The sequence below is a fragment of the Nocardiopsis sp. L17-MgMaSL7 genome, assembly GCF_003182025.1.
Taxonomy (GTDB): Bacteria; Actinomycetota; Actinomycetes; order Streptosporangiales; family Streptosporangiaceae; genus Nocardiopsis; species Nocardiopsis prasina.
On the sequence record NZ_QGTF01000002.1, the window covers coordinates 238,104 to 254,901 of the forward strand.

General features: G+C 69.2%; 13 protein-coding genes and 3 tRNA genes. 9 read left to right on the top strand and 7 right to left on the bottom strand.

Features of this window, described 5'->3' with window-relative positions:
• Positions 1 to 198: 198 nt before the first annotated feature.
• Together BDW27_RS03740 and manA are read right to left on the bottom strand one after the other, a co-directional pair.
• A complete protein-coding gene (locus BDW27_RS03740; RefSeq protein WP_026129412.1) occupies positions 199 to 582 on the bottom strand; it encodes a VOC family protein in 384 nt (127 codons plus the stop codon).
• Between the two features lie 69 nt (positions 583 to 651).
• Positions 652 to 1,851: a mannose-6-phosphate isomerase, class I gene (manA, locus tag BDW27_RS03745; RefSeq protein WP_199560530.1), complete on the bottom strand. Its 1,200-nt coding sequence runs from the start codon at positions 1,849 to 1,851 to the stop codon at positions 652 to 654.
• 513 nt (positions 1,852 to 2,364) lie between these two features.
• On the opposite strand from manA, the gene BDW27_RS03750 reads away from it, so the two are divergent.
• Positions 2,365 to 2,862, top strand: coding sequence for a GNAT family N-acetyltransferase (locus BDW27_RS03750; RefSeq protein ID WP_110048242.1), 498 nt, complete (start codon positions 2,365 to 2,367; stop codon positions 2,860 to 2,862).
• Between the two features lie 33 nt (positions 2,863 to 2,895).
• On the opposite strand, the gene BDW27_RS03755 is transcribed toward BDW27_RS03750, so the two are convergent.
• The gene (locus BDW27_RS03755) at positions 2,896 to 3,447 is read right to left on the bottom strand and encodes a TetR/AcrR family transcriptional regulator (RefSeq protein WP_026129411.1); all 552 of its coding nucleotides are present in this window, start codon (positions 3,445 to 3,447) and stop codon (positions 2,896 to 2,898) included.
• A 194-nt stretch (positions 3,448 to 3,641) separates the two neighbouring features.
• Here BDW27_RS03755 and BDW27_RS03760 point away from each other — a divergent pair, with 194 nt between their 5' ends.
• Positions 3,642 to 5,318, top strand: coding sequence for an MFS transporter (locus BDW27_RS03760; RefSeq protein WP_110048243.1), 1,677 nt, complete (start codon positions 3,642 to 3,644; stop codon positions 5,316 to 5,318).
• 72 nt (positions 5,319 to 5,390) lie between these two features.
• On the opposite strand, the gene BDW27_RS03765 is transcribed toward BDW27_RS03760, so the two are convergent.
• Positions 5,391 to 6,584 carry a molybdopterin molybdotransferase MoeA gene (locus BDW27_RS03765; protein WP_110048244.1) on the bottom strand — a complete coding sequence of 398 codons (1,194 nt, stop codon included), beginning with the start codon at positions 6,582 to 6,584 and terminating at the stop codon, positions 5,391 to 5,393.
• 201 nt (positions 6,585 to 6,785) lie between these two features.
• Here BDW27_RS03765 and BDW27_RS03770 point away from each other — a divergent pair.
• From BDW27_RS03770 to BDW27_RS03780, 3 genes are all read left to right on the top strand, one after another.
• Positions 6,786 to 6,858 (top strand) — tRNA-Gly (locus BDW27_RS03770).
• Between the two features lie 40 nt (positions 6,859 to 6,898).
• Positions 6,899 to 6,969: transfer RNA gene (locus BDW27_RS03775), tRNA-Cys, on the top strand.
• A gap of 13 nt (positions 6,970 to 6,982) precedes the next feature.
• Positions 6,983 to 7,056 (top strand) — tRNA-Val (locus BDW27_RS03780).
• A 522-nt stretch (positions 7,057 to 7,578) separates the two neighbouring features.
• On the opposite strand, the gene BDW27_RS03785 is transcribed toward BDW27_RS03780, so the two are convergent.
• Together BDW27_RS03785 and BDW27_RS03790 are read right to left on the bottom strand one after the other, a co-directional pair.
• On the bottom strand, positions 7,579 to 8,295 hold the full coding sequence (locus BDW27_RS03785) for a response regulator transcription factor (protein WP_370446418.1): 717 nt from the start codon (positions 8,293 to 8,295) through the stop codon (positions 7,579 to 7,581).
• A gap of 241 nt (positions 8,296 to 8,536) precedes the next feature.
• Positions 8,537 to 9,409: an NAD(P)H-binding protein gene (locus BDW27_RS03790; RefSeq protein WP_017545389.1), complete on the bottom strand. Its 873-nt coding sequence runs from the start codon at positions 9,407 to 9,409 to the stop codon at positions 8,537 to 8,539.
• Positions 9,410 to 9,818: 409 nt separating this feature from the next.
• On the opposite strand from BDW27_RS03790, the gene BDW27_RS03795 reads away from it, so the two are divergent.
• Both BDW27_RS03795 and BDW27_RS03800 read left to right on the top strand, forming a co-directional pair.
• Entirely contained in the window at positions 9,819 to 11,303 is a 1,485-nt protein-coding gene (locus tag BDW27_RS03795) for an FAD-binding protein (protein WP_233515622.1), read from the top strand.
• Positions 11,304 to 11,306: 3 nt separating this feature from the next.
• Entirely contained in the window at positions 11,307 to 13,109 is a 1,803-nt protein-coding gene (locus BDW27_RS03800) for a gamma-glutamyltransferase family protein (protein ID WP_110048246.1), read from the top strand.
• A 126-nt stretch (positions 13,110 to 13,235) separates the two neighbouring features.
• Here the strand turns inward: BDW27_RS03800 and BDW27_RS03805 are convergent, their stop codons facing one another.
• Complete coding sequence (locus BDW27_RS03805) at positions 13,236 to 14,168, bottom strand: cyclopropane-fatty-acyl-phospholipid synthase family protein (protein WP_199560531.1); 933 nt, start codon at positions 14,166 to 14,168, stop codon at positions 13,236 to 13,238.
• A 453-nt stretch (positions 14,169 to 14,621) separates the two neighbouring features.
• Here BDW27_RS03805 and BDW27_RS03810 point away from each other — a divergent pair, with 453 nt between their 5' ends.
• Together BDW27_RS03810 and rfbB are read left to right on the top strand one after the other, a co-directional pair.
• The gene (locus tag BDW27_RS03810; RefSeq protein WP_110048247.1) at positions 14,622 to 15,686 is read left to right on the top strand and encodes a glucose-1-phosphate thymidylyltransferase; all 1,065 of its coding nucleotides are present in this window, start codon (positions 14,622 to 14,624) and stop codon (positions 15,684 to 15,686) included.
• Positions 15,687 to 15,755: 69 nt separating this feature from the next.
• Positions 15,756 to 16,733 (top strand): dTDP-glucose 4,6-dehydratase, encoded by a 978-nt coding sequence (gene rfbB, locus BDW27_RS03815; protein ID WP_110048248.1) that lies wholly within the window; start codon positions 15,756 to 15,758, stop codon positions 16,731 to 16,733.
• Positions 16,734 to 16,798 lie beyond the last annotated feature (65 nt).

The following is a 16,798-nucleotide window of genomic DNA, read 5'->3' on the forward strand; positions in this document are numbered from 1 at the left end:
CAAAAGGGCCGGAAGTCGGGGTTCACGATCCGGGAATCCGGGGACTCGGGGCACCGGCCGTCCACGACGGGCCCGTCCCAGGGCGGAAGGCCCGGAGCACCCGGGGGTCGGGCCCGGGGGTCCGGGTCCCGGAGGCCCGGAGGCCCGGGGGCGCAGGGGTCCGAGTCCCGGGGGCACAGGGGACCGGAGGCCCGGGGTTCAGGAACCCGTCGCGGCCCGGTCGGATGCGCTGCGGAGCACACAGAACTCGTTGCCCTCGGGGTCAGCGAGGACCACCCAGCCGGAGCCGTCCGCGTTGCGGTGGTCACCGACGAACGCGGCGCCGATCCCCAGCAGCCGCTCCACCTCCTGTTCCCGGGAGGTCTCCGGGCGCAGGCACAGGTGCAGGCGGTTCTTGACCGTCTTCGCGTCGGGTACCTGGTTGAAGTGCAGCACCGGCCCCTCCGCCAACATCACCTGGGTCTCCGGCTCACCCGGCCGGTCCTCCGGATGCAGGGGGCGCCCGGTCACCCCGCTCCAGAACCGGGCCAGCTCGTAGGCGTCCGCACAGTCGATCGCGATGTTCAGCACCGAGGAAGTCATGGACGCCAGCATGGTCGGCCACCGCCCGGCGCGCCAGCGGATTTCGGCTCCGCGTCGGGAGGCCCGAGGTCACACCCGCGCGCGCTCGTGGTCCCCGACCGTGGCGGCGATGACGTGGCCGTGGCCCTCGACCTTGATCGGGCCGCTGTCGGCCTGGACGAACACGGACTCGCCCCGGCCCAGGGTGACCCCCTCGCCGACCTCGGCGACCAGGTCCACGGTCCCGTGCAGCGCCAGGACCACCGTGGGGCCGTCGCCCGGCAGGTGCGCGGTGATCCGGCCCGGGCCGATCTCGTGCAGAGCGAACTCCGGCGCCGCCGGGCGGAACTCCCGGCGGCCGTCGAGGAATCCCGGTTGGGCGTACGGGATGGGGAGCACCGAGAAGTCCACCACGTCGAGGAGTTCGGGCGCGTCCACGTGCTTGGCGGTCAGACCCGCCCGGAGCACGTTGTCGGAGCTGGCCATCACCTCCACGGCGGTGCCCTGGAGGTAGGCGTGCATGTTGCCCGCCGGGAGGAAGAGGGCCTGACCCGGCCAGAGCGTGACCCTGTTGAGTAGCAGGGCGGCGACGGCGCCCGGGTCCCCGGGGTAACGGGCGGCCAGGTCGGTGACGATCTCCGCGTGGGGCCCGCGTCCGCCTCCACCGGACCACTCCCGGACGAACTCCTCGATCATCCGGCACCGGTCCGAGGCCGGGAGGGTCAGCAGGCGGGTGAGGGCCGCACGGAGCGCCGCGTGGGTGTCGGAGTCGGACAGGTCATCGCGGAGCGCGGTGGCCAGGTCGTTGTCGAGCCCGATGAGGTCGGCGACGGTGGCGGCGGGTTCACGGAACCCGCACAGGGCCTCGAAGGGCTCCAGGGCGAGCAGGAGTTCCGGTTTGTGGTGGGGGTCGCGGTAGTTGCGGTGAGGGGCGTCGAGCGGGATGCCCGCGCGCTCCTCGGCCTCGAACCCGGCGCGGGCCCGCTCGGCGTCGGGGTGGACCTGGAGGGAGAGCGGCGCCTCGGCGGCGAGGTACTTGAGGAGGTAGGGCAGGCGCGAGCCGAAGCGTTCGGCGGTCCCGTGGCCGAGGACGCGGTGCGGGTCCGCGGAGATCAGATCGGGGAGGAGCCTGTCGCCGCCGTCGCAGTGCGCGGTGCTGGGGGCGCCGTGGTGGGCGCCCAGCCAGAGCTCGGCCTGGGGACTTCCGTCCGGCTCGGTACCCAGCAGACGAGGAATGGCAGCGCGTGCTCCCCAGGCGTACGGTCGTACCCGGTTGGTGAGCCTGTGCATCCGCTCCCCGCTTTCCCGTCGGCGTGTTCTCACCCCGAGGACGCTCCGGTGAGGTGGGAACAGTCTTGCCAAGAGAAGCCTCCCGGTCGACACGGCACGCCCCACATCTCGCGGTAGTGCACACTTCACCTCGCCAGTTGGGCAGGCACCCGGTGGACCCGGCGCCCGGTGACGGCAACGAAGTTACTGGGAAGTAAACCACGTTCGAGGACACGTGAACAGCACCACACTGTCACCTTCGAGAAGACGACCAACGGTGCCCTCCAGGGTGATTCATGATGCCATCCACATGACGAAGAGGCCCGCTTCGCACGGCCCCGCCCCCGCGCTGGATCGTGAAATCCGACACCCACCGATCACCCCGACCCACCAGCACGCCGCACACCACCCCTCCGGTGAGGGTGTCCCCGAGGACTCGGGCACGTGGGGGCACCGGAAAAGCAGATGCCGTCCGGGGATCCCGACCAGTAGGGTTCCCCGACCCGGGACAAGCGAGCACCAAGGAGCCAGCCCATGCGACTGCGTCAAGGCGGCGCGGACGACACCGCCGAACTCCTGCGGCTCTTCGACGAAGCGGTCGTGTGGCTCACCGAACGCGGCTCCGCCGAGCAGTGGGGCACCCGCCCCTGGTCGGAGATCCCCGAGAGGGTCGAGATGGTCCGCGGGCTGGCCTCGGAAGGTCTGTGGGTCGCCGAGAGCGACGGGATCACAGCGGGCGCCCTGGTCATCAGCGAGTCCGCCCTTGACTACGCGCCGCCGGTCGACGAGCGGGAGATCTACGTGCGCCTGCTGCTGACCGACCGGAGACACGCGGGTCGCGGTGTCGGCGGCAGGCTCCTCGACCACGCCCGCACCCAGGCCCGCGAACGCGGGATCTCCCTGGTCCGGGTGGACTGCTGGTCGGGCGGGGACGGCTCACTCATCCGCTACTACGAGCGCCAGGGGTTCACCCCGACCGTGCGCGTGCCGGTGAGGGACAAGGAGGTCCAGGTGTTCGAGGACCGCCTCTGACCAGGCTCGCCGAACCGCACGGACGGCCGGGCCTCAGCGATCCCGGCGCACCTGGTCCGAGGCCTCGGCCAGGCGGTCGATCACCTGCTGGGTCAGCTCGGGGTCGGGGCTCCCCAGACCGGCGATCGAGGACATGTACATGCCGTCCCCGGCGAGGCGGATGGTCTCGGCCAGCACCGGGTCAGTGAGCTCGGCGTGCAGGAGTTCGCCCCAGCGGGTGAACAACTCCTTCACCAGGACGCCCGCCTCCGGGGGGATGTCCTCCTTGCTGCGCAGCGCCGCGATGACCGCCCAGTAGAGCTCGCCCTCCACCGTGGTCTGCGGCAGCGACGTACGCAGGAAGTAGCGAACCACGCCCTCGTCACTCTCGACCGCCTCGCGGAACTCCTCCTCCGCCAGGGCGCGGACGCGCTCCATGAGGCCGACCATCATGGCCGACTTGGAGGGGAAGTGGTACAGCAGCCCGCCCTTGGAGACCTCGGCGGCGCGTGCGACCGCTTCCAGGGTCACCGAGGAATAACCTTCGGCGATCAGGATGTCTTGTAAAGCGTCGAGGATTCTGTCCCGCGTGTTCGATGTACTCACGATTGACACTGTACCGGCTGGACGGTACTGTACCGGCTGGACGGTTGAAGAGTCCCGGATCGTGCCCGCACCACCGTGCCGCACCCCGGTCGACCAGACTTCCCGTCCCACCAGCCCGGACGGCGCCAGCCACCCGCCGGGCCCGCGCCCTCACTCCGAAGGGCGCGCAACCCACAAGCGATGACGAGGGAAAGATGAGTTCCGCCAAGGCCGGAAACGGCGCCACCCACACGCACGGGGGCACCGGGTCCCCACCCGCACTCGCGGGCCCGCGCGAGTGGGCCGCACTCGCCGTCCTGGTCCTGCCCGTGGTACTGATCTCGGTCGACATGACCGTGCTCGGTTTCGCGGTCCCCGCCCTGAGCGAGGCACTGAGCCCCTCCTCCGGGCAGCTGCTGTGGATCATCGACATCTACGGCTTCATCCTGGCCGGACTGCTGATCACCATGGGTTCGCTCGGTGACCGGATCGGTCGGCGACGCCTGCTCATGATCGGTTCGGCGGCCTTCGGCGCGGCCTCCCTGCTGGCCGCCTTCGCACCCAACGCCGAGACACTGATCCTCGCCCGCGCCCTGCTGGGAGTGGCGGGGGCCTCGCTGATGCCCTCGACCCTGTCCCTGCTGCGCAACATCTTCCTGGACCCGCGCCAGCGCCTGCTCGCCATCGCGATCTGGGCGTCGGGCTTCTCCGGCGGCGCGGCCCTCGGCCCGATCCTGGGCGGCTGGCTCCTGGAGCAATTCTTCTGGGGCTCGGTCTTCCTGATCAACCTGCCCGTGATGGCGCTGATCCTCATCCTGGTGCCGCTGCTGGTCCGTGAGTCCCGCAACCCGGACTCCGGACGGATCGACATGCTCAGCGTCGTGCTGTCGCTGGGTGCCATGCTGCCCGTCGTCTTCGGGATCAAGAAGCTGGCCACCGGCGGGCTCGACCTCCTGCCGGTCGTCTCGCTGGTGTTCGGTCTGACCCTCGGCTACCTGTTCGTCCGCCGTCAGCGGGCGCTCAAGGACCCGCTGATCGACGTGCACCTGTTCCGTTCGCGCGTGTTCAGCGTGGCGGTGGTCACCAACCTGATGATCGTGTTCTCCCTGGTGGGGTCGTTGTTCTTCCTCACCCAGTACCTCCAGCTGGTGCTCGGCGTCTCGCCGATGCGCGCCGGCATGGTGCTGCTGCCCGGGCTGGTCCTGTCGATCGTCGCCGGTCTCGTGGCCGCGCGGGTGGCCCGCCACCTGAGCCTGTCCACCGTGATCGGGGTGTCCCTGATCGTGACGGCGGCCGGATTCGGCGCGCTGGTGTTGACCCCGGCCGACGACGTCACTCGTGGCGTCGGTCTCGTGATCACCGCCTTCGTGCTGATCTCGCTGGGCACCGGTTTCGCCGAGACGCTCACCAACGGCGCGATCATGTCGGCCGCGCCGCCCAAGCGCGCGGGCGCCGCGTCCGCGATCTCCGAGACCGCCTACGAGATGGGCGGTGCGCTGGGCGTCGCGGTGCTGGGCAGCGTGCTGACCGCCTTCTACCGAGGGCACCTCACCGAGGTGGACGGGGTGTCCGACTCCGCGACCGAGGCCGCCCGGGAGACCCTGGGCGGTGCCGCCAACACGGCCGCCGACCTGGGCGGGCCCGCCGGTGAGGCGCTGATGGACTCGGCTCGGTTGGCGTTCACCGACGGCATGCACCTCACCTCGGCCATCGCCGTGGTGATCGTGCTCGCCGCGGCGGCGCAGGCCTGGTTCCTGCTGCGCGGACACGGCAACCCGGCCGTGGACACCCCGGAGCCCGAGGCGTTCCACCAGGAGGCGTCTGAGGCCCCTGCGACGACCGGTGCCTCAGAGGCGCCCGTGGCCGTCGAGACCAACGAGCCCGCGAAGTAACAGGGATCGCAGTTCGGCCCCCGAGGGAGTTCCCTCGGGGGCCGACGTGTGCCCGGGGGCGTGGGTCCGGGGTCAGGGCAGTCGCAGGAGTTCCACCGCGCCACCCGCCCAGCCCGGGGGCACCACCGCGTAGGCATCGGCCAGAGCGGCACCACGCAGACTGCCGGGGCGGTCGTGGCCCACCGGTTCGACGTGCCCCTCCCCCACCCGCACCGCGACCAGACGCGTGTCGTCGGGCCGGGAGGCCACCTCGCCGACCATGGTCGCCCCGGGGAGGCCACCAGACGGGTCAGGGCGGCCGGACATCGCGCTCAGCAGCGGGACCAGGAGGGTGAGTGACGCCACGAGCGCGGCGTTCGGGTTGCCGGGCAGGCCCACGAACACGGTTCCGCCCGTGTGCGCGAGCAACTGGGGGTGTCCGGGGCGGCAGGCCACCCCGTCCACGACCACCTCGGCGTCCAGCTCCCGGAGCACCCCGCGCAGGTGGTCGGCGGGTCCCTTCGAGGAGGAGCCGCAGACCACCACCACGTCGGTCCCGGCCGTGGCCAACGCCTCACCCAGGTCCCCGAAGCCGTCCCCCAGCATCCGCACCCGCTCCAGGTGCGCGCCGGCCCAGGTGAGGACCCCGGGCAGCAACGGGCCGAGCGCGTCCCGCACCAAGCCCTCGCCGGGGAGGCCGTTGGCGGCGATCTCGTCCCCGGTGACCAGTACGGACACCGTGGGAAGACGCACTTCCAGACCGTCGTGGCCCAGGCTCGCCGACAGCCCCAGCACCGCCGGGGTGACCTCGGTGCCCGCCTCCAGCACCCGCTCCCCCGGCGCGGTCTCCTCCCCCGACCAGCGCACGTGCCGCCCGCGCTGGGCCTCGCCGTGCACCCGGCCGTCCACCACTTCGGCGTGCTCGTAGGGCAGGACCGACTCCGTGCCCTTCGGCACCCGGGCGCCGGTGGCGATCTCCACAGCCTCACCTCGGCCCAGGGAGAGCCCGGCGACCGGTGCCCCGGCCAGCTGGGAGCCCACCAGGAGCCACGGCCCCTCCCCCGCCACGGCGAACCCGTCCATCGCCGACGCGTCGAAGGCGGGCAGGCCCACCAGGGCCCTCAGCTCGTCAGCGAGCACACCACCCAGCGCCCGGCCCAGAGGAAGTTCACGAGCGGGCGTGCGCAGGCGCGCCCCGAGCTCGCGGGCCCGCTCACGCGCCCGCGCCCAGGAGACGGCACCTCCGTGCCCTCCACACGCCGCACCGTCCGCCACGGGGATGTCCATGCCGCTCCGTCCACTTCACTGCTGGTGTGCCCCGAGTCTGCCCGGGACACCTGACGCGGACGCTACCGCCCCCGCGCACCCACCCAGGGGAGCGCCGCACCACCCCGCCGGGCTCCGATTTGCCGTCTGTCGAATCTCCGCTAAAGTCTGTACCAGCAGCAAGGCGAGGCCAACGGAGACGAGGGCCGGACCGGGCAGCAAGCGGACGTGGCTCAGCTGGTAGAGCATCACCTTGCCAAGGTGAGGGTCGCGGGTTCGAATCCCGTCGTCCGCTCGGAGGAGGCGCGGGGCGAGAGATCGCTCCACGTGTACTCGGTGGAGTGGCCGAGAGGCGAGGCAGCGGCCTGCAAAGCCGTCTACACGGGTTCAAATCCCGTCTCCACCTCCCAGTCTCACTGGGGCGATTAGCTCAGTTGGCTAGAGCACTACCTCGACACGGTAGGGGTCACAGGTTCGAGTCCTGTATCGCCCACAGAGTATGACCAGCGAAGGGCATGTTCCGGAGAGATCCGGCACATGCCCTTCGCTGTGTCTGACCGTCGCTTGACCGTGGCAGCGGACGCCACCAGACGGCCCCGACCGTTCGCGTCCGGCACCAGGCCAGACGCACCTCAGGCTTCAGCGGACTCCGCCCGAATCTACTGGACGTAGATCAGCGGTTGAGACCCGGTACGGGACCCCCGATCTGCACCAGGAACTCCCCTGCGCGAGCAGGCACATGGGCGTCACCTCCCGGACCGAGAGGGTGACGCCGAGCTCGACGAGGCGTGGTCGACGTCGGGACCGGACCACGAACGCCGTCAGCGTGAGGGTGAGAGAGCGGCGGCACACTGTTCCGGCTGGCCGCGACGCCGTCCTGTGTCCCGGAGACAGGACGGTCTCGTGAGCGGGTCGTCCGGTGGGCGGCAGACGCGCCCCACACTCCGTCCGGAGCGTGAGTCACGGGCCCCGTGCTCCGAGTGGACGAAGGTCCCCCAGGTGCGACAGACGGGGCTCAGTGTGATTCGTGTGAAGCGTCGGGGTCGTTGAAGCGGAATCCCACACCGCGAACGGTGACGATCCAGTCCGGTGCGCCGAGCTTCTTGCGGAGGCTGCTCACGTGGGTGTCGATCGTTCGGCTGGCCAGGGGAGTGACCTCGTCCTGCACGACGTTGAACTGCCACACCCTGCGGAGGAGCTCCGCGCGGGAGAAGAGAGAGTCCGAGTGGGACGCCAGCAGGTGGAGCAGTTCGAACTCCTTGCGGGTCGCCTTGACCGACCGGTCGCCCACCCGCACCTCTCGTGTCGTGGGATGTATCGACAGCTCACCGAAGGCGAGCGCCGACGACGAGGAGACCCGAGAGCGTCTGAGCAGGGCACTGATGCGTGCCATGAACTCCCGGCTGGAATAAGGCTTGTCGATGCAGTCGTCGCACCCTCCCTCCAGCGCGAGGATCCGGTTCATCTCTGACGACGTGAACCCGATCATGGGGATGTCGCTCACCTTGCGCATCTCCCGACACAGGGTCAGGCCGTCGAAGTCCTCCAGGTCGAGGTCCACGAGAACGAGCTGGAACTCCTCGTATCTGGACATCGCCTCGGCGCCGGTCGAAACTAATTCCCCCAATAGGCCATGCCTTCGCAGGTCCCTGAGTATTTCGTCGGAGCCCTCACAGTCCGCGACCACCAGAACAGGAGGGCCTCCCCAGGTCATGCTGAAATTTCCTGTCATGAGAAACGACCACTCAGTTCAACTAAACCGATAGGACAAAGGATGAACTGACGACCTAGAGCGATTATTAACGGAAGATTCTTCACAATAAGCTACAAAAAGGCCAAGTCTCACATTTCTATCATGCATGAGGTTGTCTGTAAAGAGGCTGTTTTCGGTCGGCCCGTTACCAGGACATCGCGACAATACCCCAGCTCAAAGGGTGCGCAGATCCGCTCGTCCTCGGCTTTTGCCGGATGAATTACGGAAGGGCCGGACGCAGGTACTCGTAGGCCCATGCCGCCAACGATCCTGGCGTCGTGGTGACCACGTCCCGTGACTGTTCGGGGACCAGGTCACGGGTACCCGCCGCCATGCCGACGATGCCCTCGACCGCACCGTCGCGCAGTCCGGCCGAGCGCAGCACTCCGCGCAGGTCGTCATCGCTCATGTGGCGCACCCCGATGTTCCGGCCGAGCACCTCGCTGAGGATCGCGGCGACACGCCGGTAACTCAGATCCTCCGGGCCGTGGACGGCCTGGACCCCGAGGCCCGACCACCCGTCGTTCAGCAGACGCGCGGCGGCGACGTCCCCGATGTCGCGGGGATCGACCCACGGCATGGGCCGGTCCGGATCGACCGTTGTGGTGAGCACACCACACGCGAGCGAGTCGGCGGCCGCCAGCAGATTGGTGAAGAAGTACCCACAGCGTAGATGGAACACGTCGGCCCCGGTGGCCTCGAAGAGTTCCTCGATCCGAGCGAGTCCGTCGATATGGCCGGCGCCGCCCCTCTTCTCGGCCCCCACGCTACTCAGCAGCACGATGCGGTCGACGTCTCCCGCCTCCGCGGCCCGCGCGAGCGCCTCGGCGGTCCGCAGCGAGACCGTGACCGGATCGGGGCACGTGTGCGGCGTGGGATCGACCCACAAGACAGTCCGGGCACCGGCCACCGCGGTACGGACGAAGGCGCCGTCGGTGAGGTCCCCCTGCTTGGCGTCGACCCGCCGACGGGTCTCCTCCCCGAGCCGCCCCTCGTCGCGGACCAGCAAGGTGGGCCGGACCCCGGCCTGTATCAGCAGCCGCACCACGCGCGAGCCGACATGCCCGGTCGGCGTCGTCACAACGATCGTCATACCAGTGAACTTCCTTTGAGAGTCAGCGGGGGATCCGCCCTCGCGACTGCCGGAAACGGACCGAGAGGCGTCCTCGTATCCGCCGGACGAACCCGTCGGCGGCGCGGAGACGTGGCCGACAGGGGGGACGGGGCCGATCAGGACCTTACCGACTGACCTGCTGCTTCGCTGGGATATCGACGAAGTCGGGGTGCCCCGGGCCAGGGCCGGACCGGGCCGTCGTCAACACCGGCCCGAGGGGCTCCGTCGGGCCCGCGCCAAGTCGGCCGAGTGAGGGTTCGAGCGAGCGACGAGAGGCAGCGACAAGAGACTTTATAAACAATTTGAGAATACCTGAGTGCACTTAATCGACGCACCTGGATACGCTACACCGGGATCAGGGAATCAAGAATTTCTCGGAGGGGATTACATGCCCGAAAGAAACATCGAGTCGATCGATAAGGTCATCGGGTTCGATCCATTCGCTAAACAATGGATAACTGTCGAATCCGGAGAACCGCGCTCAGCGCTCGCCCCGATCCCTCCGCTGGACGGCGTTCTGGCGGTCGACGACGAGTCCCGTGACGCGGCAGCCGTGGATCTGGGAAACCTCTCCTCCGAGAAGCCGAGTGCGGTCCTGCGCCCCGGGTCGGCGCGCGACGTCGCCGCGATGGTCGCCTTCTGCCGGGAGCAGGGAATTCCGGTGTCCAGCCGCGGCCAGGCGCACACCACCTTCGGCCAGGGGCTCTCGCGGGGGTTGCTGATCGAGAACCGGCACCTCGCCCGTATCCATTCCCTTGGCCCGGACTTCGCAGAGGTCGACGCCGGTGTCCTGTGGAGGGACCTGACCAGAGCCGCCTACGACCAGTCGCCGCGGCTGACACCTCCGGTCCTCACCGGCTACACCGGGCTCACCGTGGGCGGAACCCTGTCCGTGGGCGGCGTCGGCGGAATCGTCGGCGGCCTGCGCACCGGACTCCAGGTGGACCACGTACGCGAACTGGAGGTCGTCACCGGAACCGGGGCCATCGAGCGCTGCTCCCCCACGCACAGGAGCGACCTCTTCCACGCCATGCTCGGTGGGCTCGGCCAGTGCGGCATCATCACGAAGGCGACCATCGACCTCGTCCCCGCCGCCGAACGGGCACGCACCTACGTCCTCGGCTACACCGACAGCGGGACCTTCTTCCGCGACCTGCGCACGGTCATCGACCGCGTCGGCGTCGACCATGTCTACGCCGAGTTCGTCGCACCCGGCGCGAACCCGACGTTCACGCTGCTCGCGACGTCGTTCTACGACTCCCCCAGCGCTCCGGACGACCAGGCGATCCTGGACGGCCTGGGAGCCTCGCCTGAGATCGAGGACCGGGGATACATGGACCACGTGCTCTCGATCGACAACCTCATCGATCCGTTGTGCGAGACCGAGGGATGGGACCGGCTCGTCAAACCGTGGTTCGACACCTGGCTCCCGGGTTCGAGGCTGGAGGACTTCTTCACCGACATCCACCCGACACTGACCCCCCAGGACATCGGCCCCTACGGAGCCGGGCTGATCTACCCGCAGCGACGCTCACACGCCACGCGCCCGCTGCCACGCGTCCCCGAACCGCACGGATCGGAGTGGATGTTCGTCGTGGACATCAACACCGTGTCGGAGACCCCGGACCCGGAACCGGGCTTCGCCGACTCCATGCTCGCGCGCAACGAGCGCCTGATGTCCCTGACCCGGGAGCGGCACGGCGGCGTGCTCTACCCCATCGGTTCGGTACGGATGACGGAACCGGAGTGGCGCGAGCACTACGGCGAGGCCTGGGACGACTTCCGCTCCGCGAAGGAACGTTACGACCCCGACCACGTCCTCACGCCCGGCCCCGGTGTCTTCGGGGCCCCCGGAACCGTCGGGGAGGCGTGAGCCATGGTCTCCCGACCGGAACTCATCGGAGACATCGGAGCGGTCTCCAGCACCTCACCCCTGGCGTCGGGCGCCGCGATGGCCGTCCTGGAGCAGGGCGGCAACGCCTTCGACGCCGCCGTCGCGGGTGGGCTGGTACTACAGGTGGTCGAGCCGCACTCCAACGGCCCCGGCGGCGACGTCGCCATCATCGCCCAGCGCTCCGGAGAGGAGGACGCCTCCGTCATCTGCGGGCAGGGGCCGATGCCCAGCGGCGCGGACATCACGCACTTCACCGGCCTGGGCCTACGCCAGATCCCCGGGTCCGGCCTCCTTCCCGCCGCCGTCCCCGGAGCCATGGGCGCCTGGCTGCGGTTGCTCGCCGACTTCGGTCGGCTCCCCCTGGAGACGGTGGCCGACCCGGCGATCGGATACGCCACGAACGGCTATCCGGTCATGCCCGACACCGCGAAGGCGATCGGCGCGCTCGTCCCGCTGTTCGAGGACGAGTGGGCCTCCTCCGGCAAGACGTACCTGGTCGGGGGCAGCGCCCCTGTGGCCGGGGACCGGCTGACCAACCCCGACCTGGCCGCCGTGCTGAGTCGGCTCGTCGCCGAGGGGCGGGCGGGGAGCACGGACCGGAAGACGCAGATCGAAAACGCCAGACGCGCGTTCTACGAAGGCTTCGTGGCGGACGCCATCGACGGGTTCGTCGCCTCGACCGCGGTTCTCGACGCCTCCGGGCGCCGGCACCGGGGGCTGCTCACCGGCGACGACCTCGCGACGTGGCGGGCCGACGTCGAGCCGGCGCTCCGCGGCGACTACCGCGGACTGACCGTCAACAAGCCGGGCCCCTGGTCCCAGGGGCCGGTCTTCCTCCAACAACTGGCCCTCCTCGAGGGTTACGACCTGCGTTCGCTGGCCCCGGACAGCCCCGAGTACGTCCACCTGCTCACGGAGGCGGCCAAACTCGCCTTCGCGGACAGGGAGGCGTGGTACGGGGACCCCGCCACCCGTCCCGACTCACCGCTCACGACTCTGCTCTCCACGGAGTACAACACGGCCCGGAGACGGCTCATCGAGGATCGGGCCAACCCGGACCCCGCTCCGGGGATTCTGGGCGGTCGAACCTCCGAGGTGCCCGTGATCGACCCGGACCCGGTTCCCGACTGGGGCGGGGACTGGATGGGACAGCTGCAGAGCGGGATGCCCACTGTCGTCCTGCGGGCCACGCTGGAGCCCAGCGACACCTGTGCGCTCGTGGTGGCCGACCGGTACGGGAACCTGGTGGCCGCGGTTCCCAGCGGAGGCTGGCTCAAGAGCTCCCCGGTCGTCCCCGGGCTGGGCTTCCCACTCGGCACACGGGGTCAGACCATGTGGTTGGTCGAAGGGCACCCGAACTCAGTAGCCGGGGGCAAACGTCCCCGCACGACGCTCAGCCCGACGCTGGTCTCCCAGGACGGACGGCCCCGCCTGGCCTTCGGCACCCCGGGGGGCGATCGGCAGGACCAGTGGACGCTGGCGACCTTCCTGGCCGCGGTCGAGTTCGACATGGACCTCCAGCGCAGCACCGAGGTTCCCCTGTTCCACACCGACCACTTCCCGTCGTCGTTCACCCCTCGTGGACGCCGGCACCGAACGATGGTGGCAGAGGCCGGGGTCGGCTCCGCGACCGTGGCCGAACTCCGACGCAGGGGGCACGTGGTCGACGTGGTTCCCGAGATGTCCATGGGTGCCAAGGCCTGCATCGTGGGCGTGGGCCGGGACGGGTTCCTGCGCGCGGGCGCGGGTCCGCGCGGCCGCCAGGCCTACGCGGTATGCCGATGAGGCCCCCGGTCTGATCCCCGGACGAGCGCACGAGGGGCGGTGGTGGACGGTGTCGTCCGTCCACCACCGCCCCTCCATACGGGCGAAACCCACTTCTCCCGTGAGTCGGCTCCCCTGGGTCTGCGGCTAGCGCGCGGTCAGCTCGTAGAAGCAGGTGCGCGGCCCCGCGGCGGCATTGGTGATGACGCGTTCGCATCGCAGCCGCGACCTCCGGAACACGTCCAGCCACGCCGTCCGGTCCCGCGGTATGCCCTGGCCGGTCAGGACGTGCACGAGAAAGAAGTCGGAGTCGTTTTCCCGGTTGTCGTAGCGCAGCTCCGGCTCCCCGAGCAGGAACACCTTCCCCTCGGTCAGGACGTCGGCGAGGCGGTCGAGGACCGCGATCACCGCGTCCTCACCGTCCCGGAAGAGCTCGTGCATCACACCGACCCCGACGAGAACATCGGCCTCCGCCGCCTTCTCGGACCAGGTGTCCGGTGCGAAGGCGTCGGCGACCTCGAAATTCGTACGGTCGGCGAGCCCGCCCCGTTCGCTGTCCGCCCTGGCGTTGTCGACGGCGGCGCGGGAGATGTCGATTCCCGCGCCCGACAGCTCGGGAAGCCGTGCGCACAGCTGGAGGATCAGAGACCCGTCCCCACACCCGATGTCCAGGATCCGACGCGGCTGCCGATCCGAGAGGGCCTCCGCGACGAGTCCCACGTAGGACACCGTGGCGACGGTTCCGGAGTGACGGCTGAGCGCTCCGCCCGCCCGGGTCACGTCGCGCCCGTACTCGACCTTGTTCGTGATCAGGTCGGTCATCCTGGCGGTGACGGGTGCGTACGCCTCAAGATAGAAGCCGAGCCGGGCCAGCGAGATCTCACTGGTGAGGAGGGTCCCCTTCGGAGACAGCCGGTAGCACCCCTCCCTCCGGTCCAGGACGCCGCACACCCGCAGGTACCGAAGAAACCCCCGGCCGGTGTCAGTGTCCCCCTCGCCGAGGATCTCCACCGGAGACGCCCATTCCCTGGCGCGCAACCGTTCGAGGCATCCGGACTCGACGAAAGCATAGATCGACATGCACAGATGCATCGAGCTGATCAGTTCCGGCATACCGGAAATGTGATAGGAATGCCATGGGCCGATCTGCTCGTCATTCCAGACTTCCATGAGATCCGGCATATCCAATTCGAAACTCCTCGGGGTCTCCAGGGAACGCAAACCGAGCACTCCCCCTTTCGCCAACAACCATTGGCACCCAGGGTAACTTTCAACACAAAGGGGAACAAGCAGCTGACCGACAAATAAAACTCATCGGACCGTAAGAGACTCTTTCAGGGAACCGAGCCCGCCGCCGTCGCACCTTAGCAGCACGCGAGGCCGCCACCAGGCGACATCACGAGGGACCTGGCCGAATCACGGCAGAAGAAAGTCTTGAGAATATCTTCAGTTTCCTTGATGGAATCTCCCCGAACAGGAGGGAAAGGATAACCCTTAGACCACCCCTTCGACTCCTGAGGAGGCCCTCAGCCCATGAAGGCTCTGGTACTGGCTGGCGGGTCCGGGTCGCGGCTGCGCCCTATCACCCACACCTCCGCGAAACAACTCGTCCCCGTCGCCAACAAACCTGTACTGTTCTACGGCTTAGAGTCGATCTCCGCAGCCGGAGTGCGTGAAATCGGAATCGTGACCGGGGATACCGCCGCCGAGATCGAGGAGGCCGTCGGAGACGGCAGCCGTTTCGGCCTCGAAGTAACCTACCTGCGACAGGAGGCCCCGCTGGGGCTGGCGCACGGTGTCCTCATCGCTCGCGAGTACCTGGGCGACGACGACTTCGTCATGTACCTGGGCGACAACTTCATCGTCGGCGGCTTCGCCGACCTGGCCGCCCGCTTCCGCCGGCTCCGCCCCGCCGCCCAACTCATGCTGACCCACACCAGCACGCCCCAGGCGTTCGGCGTGGCCGAACTGGACGCCGCCGGCCAGGTGGTGGGACTGGAGGAGAAACCGACCCACCCCAAGAGCGACCTCGCGCTGGCCGGAGTGTACATGTTCACGCCCGCCGTCCACGGGATCGTCGCGCACCTCAAACCCTCCGTTCGCGGCGAACTGGAGATCACCGACGCCATCCAGGGGCTGATCGACGCGGGCGAGCGGGTGGACTCCACCACCATCACCGGCTACTGGAAGGACACCGGGAACGTGGACGACATGTTGGAGGTGAACCGGAACGTCCTGGAGACGTTGGAGCCGCAGATCGCGGGCTCCGTCACCGAGAGCGACCTGGTCGGGCGCGTGGCCGTGGCCGAGGGCGCCCAGGTGGTCCGCTCGCGCATCGTCGGCCCCGTGACCGTGGGACCGGACGCGGTCATCCACGATTCCTACATCGGACCGTTCACGTCCATCGAGGGCGGCTGCCGGATCAACGCGAGCGAGATCGAGTACTCCATCGTGCTCCGCGGCGCCTCGATCGAGGGGATGCGCCGTATCGAGCGCTCCCTCATCGGTCGGGAGTCGCAGATCGTCCCCGCCCCTCCCACACCGCGGGCGCACCGACTCGTGCTCGGTGACCACAGCCAGGTGCGGATCAGCACCTGACCCCCTCACCCGCCGCGTCCCACGCCGCCCGGCGGGGTTGCGCAAGCATGGAAAGGCTCGGAACAAGCGATGAGAACTCTGGTCACGGGCGGTGCGGGCTTCATCGGCTCGCACTTCGTGCGCAAGCTGCTCGGCGAGCACTCCGCGTCCCGTACTCGGGACCGGGTCACGGTTCTCGACAAGCTGACCTACGCGGGCAGGAAGTCGAACCTGGATGAGGTCGCCGATCGGATCGACTTCGTTCGCGGCGACGTCTGCGACGCCGACCTGCTCGCGCGGCTCCTTCCGGACCACGACGTGGTGGTCAACTTCGCCGCCGAGTCGCATGTGGACCGCTCCATCACGGACGGCACGGCGTTCGCCCGCACGAACGTGCTCGGCGTCCAGACCCTGATGCAGGCCTGCCTCGAATCCGGGGTCCGCAGAGTGGTCCAGGTCTCCACGGACGAGGTGTACGGGAGCATCGCGACGGGGAGCTGGAGCGAGGACGCCCCGCTGGACCCGCGCTCCCCCTACTCGGCGGCGAAGGCCGGAGGTGATCTCATCGCCTTGGCCTACGCCCGCACCCACGGGCTGCCGGTGTGCGTCACTCGCTGCGGCAACAACTACGGCCCCCGCCAGTATCCGGAGAAGGTCGTCCCGCTCTTCGTCACCAACCTGCTCCAGGGACGGTGCGTCCCGGTGTACGGGGACGGACGCAACGTTCGCGACTGGGTCCACGTGGACGACCACTGCCAGGGCGTTCGCGTCGTGATGGAGCATGGTGCGCCGGGCGAGGTGTACCACATCGGCGGCACCGCCGAGCTCACCAACCTCGAACTCACCCAGAGACTGCTCTCCGCCTTCGGTGTGGGGTGGGACCGAGTGGAGTGGGTCGCCGACCGCAAGGGCCACGACCAACGCTACTCCCTCGCGGACGACAAGCTGCGTGCGCTCGGCTACACACCGAGGGTCGACTTCGAGCGGGGGCTGACCGAGGTGATCGACTGGTACGGCGCCCACCCCTCGTGGTGGGAACCGCTGCGGTCGGCCATGGCGGCGTCGTAGGCCCTCCGCGCATACAACGACGGCTTCGGAGCGCCGGTCGAAGACGGGCCGGGCACATGGCTGCC

What these genes read in the sequence shown, in the direction of transcription:
- BDW27_RS03740 (WP_026129412.1), bottom strand. Translation starts at nt 582, where the DNA reads ATGACTTCCTCGGTGCTGAACATCGCGATCGACTGTGCGGACGCCTAC.
- manA (WP_199560530.1), bottom strand. Translation starts at nt 1,851, where the DNA reads ATGCACAGGCTCACCAACCGGGTACGACCGTACGCCTGGGGAGCACGC.
- BDW27_RS03750 (WP_110048242.1), top strand. Translation starts at nt 2,365, where the DNA reads ATGCGACTGCGTCAAGGCGGCGCGGACGACACCGCCGAACTCCTGCGG.
- BDW27_RS03760 (WP_110048243.1), top strand. Translation starts at nt 3,642, where the DNA reads ATGAGTTCCGCCAAGGCCGGAAACGGCGCCACCCACACGCACGGGGGC.
- BDW27_RS03765 (WP_110048244.1), bottom strand. Translation starts at nt 6,584, where the DNA reads ATGGACATCCCCGTGGCGGACGGTGCGGCGTGTGGAGGGCACGGAGGT.
- BDW27_RS03785 (WP_370446418.1), bottom strand. Translation starts at nt 8,295, where the DNA reads ATGACAGGAAATTTCAGCATGACCTGGGGAGGCCCTCCTGTTCTGGTG.
- BDW27_RS03790 (WP_017545389.1), bottom strand. Translation starts at nt 9,409, where the DNA reads ATGACGATCGTTGTGACGACGCCGACCGGGCATGTCGGCTCGCGCGTG.
- BDW27_RS03795 (WP_233515622.1), top strand. Translation starts at nt 9,819, where the DNA reads ATGCCCGAAAGAAACATCGAGTCGATCGATAAGGTCATCGGGTTCGAT.
- BDW27_RS03800 (WP_110048246.1), top strand. Translation starts at nt 11,307, where the DNA reads ATGGTCTCCCGACCGGAACTCATCGGAGACATCGGAGCGGTCTCCAGC.
- BDW27_RS03805 (WP_199560531.1), bottom strand. Translation starts at nt 14,168, where the DNA reads ATGTCGATCTATGCTTTCGTCGAGTCCGGATGCCTCGAACGGTTGCGC.
- BDW27_RS03810 (WP_110048247.1), top strand. Translation starts at nt 14,622, where the DNA reads ATGAAGGCTCTGGTACTGGCTGGCGGGTCCGGGTCGCGGCTGCGCCCT.
- rfbB (WP_110048248.1), top strand. Translation starts at nt 15,756, where the DNA reads ATGAGAACTCTGGTCACGGGCGGTGCGGGCTTCATCGGCTCGCACTTC.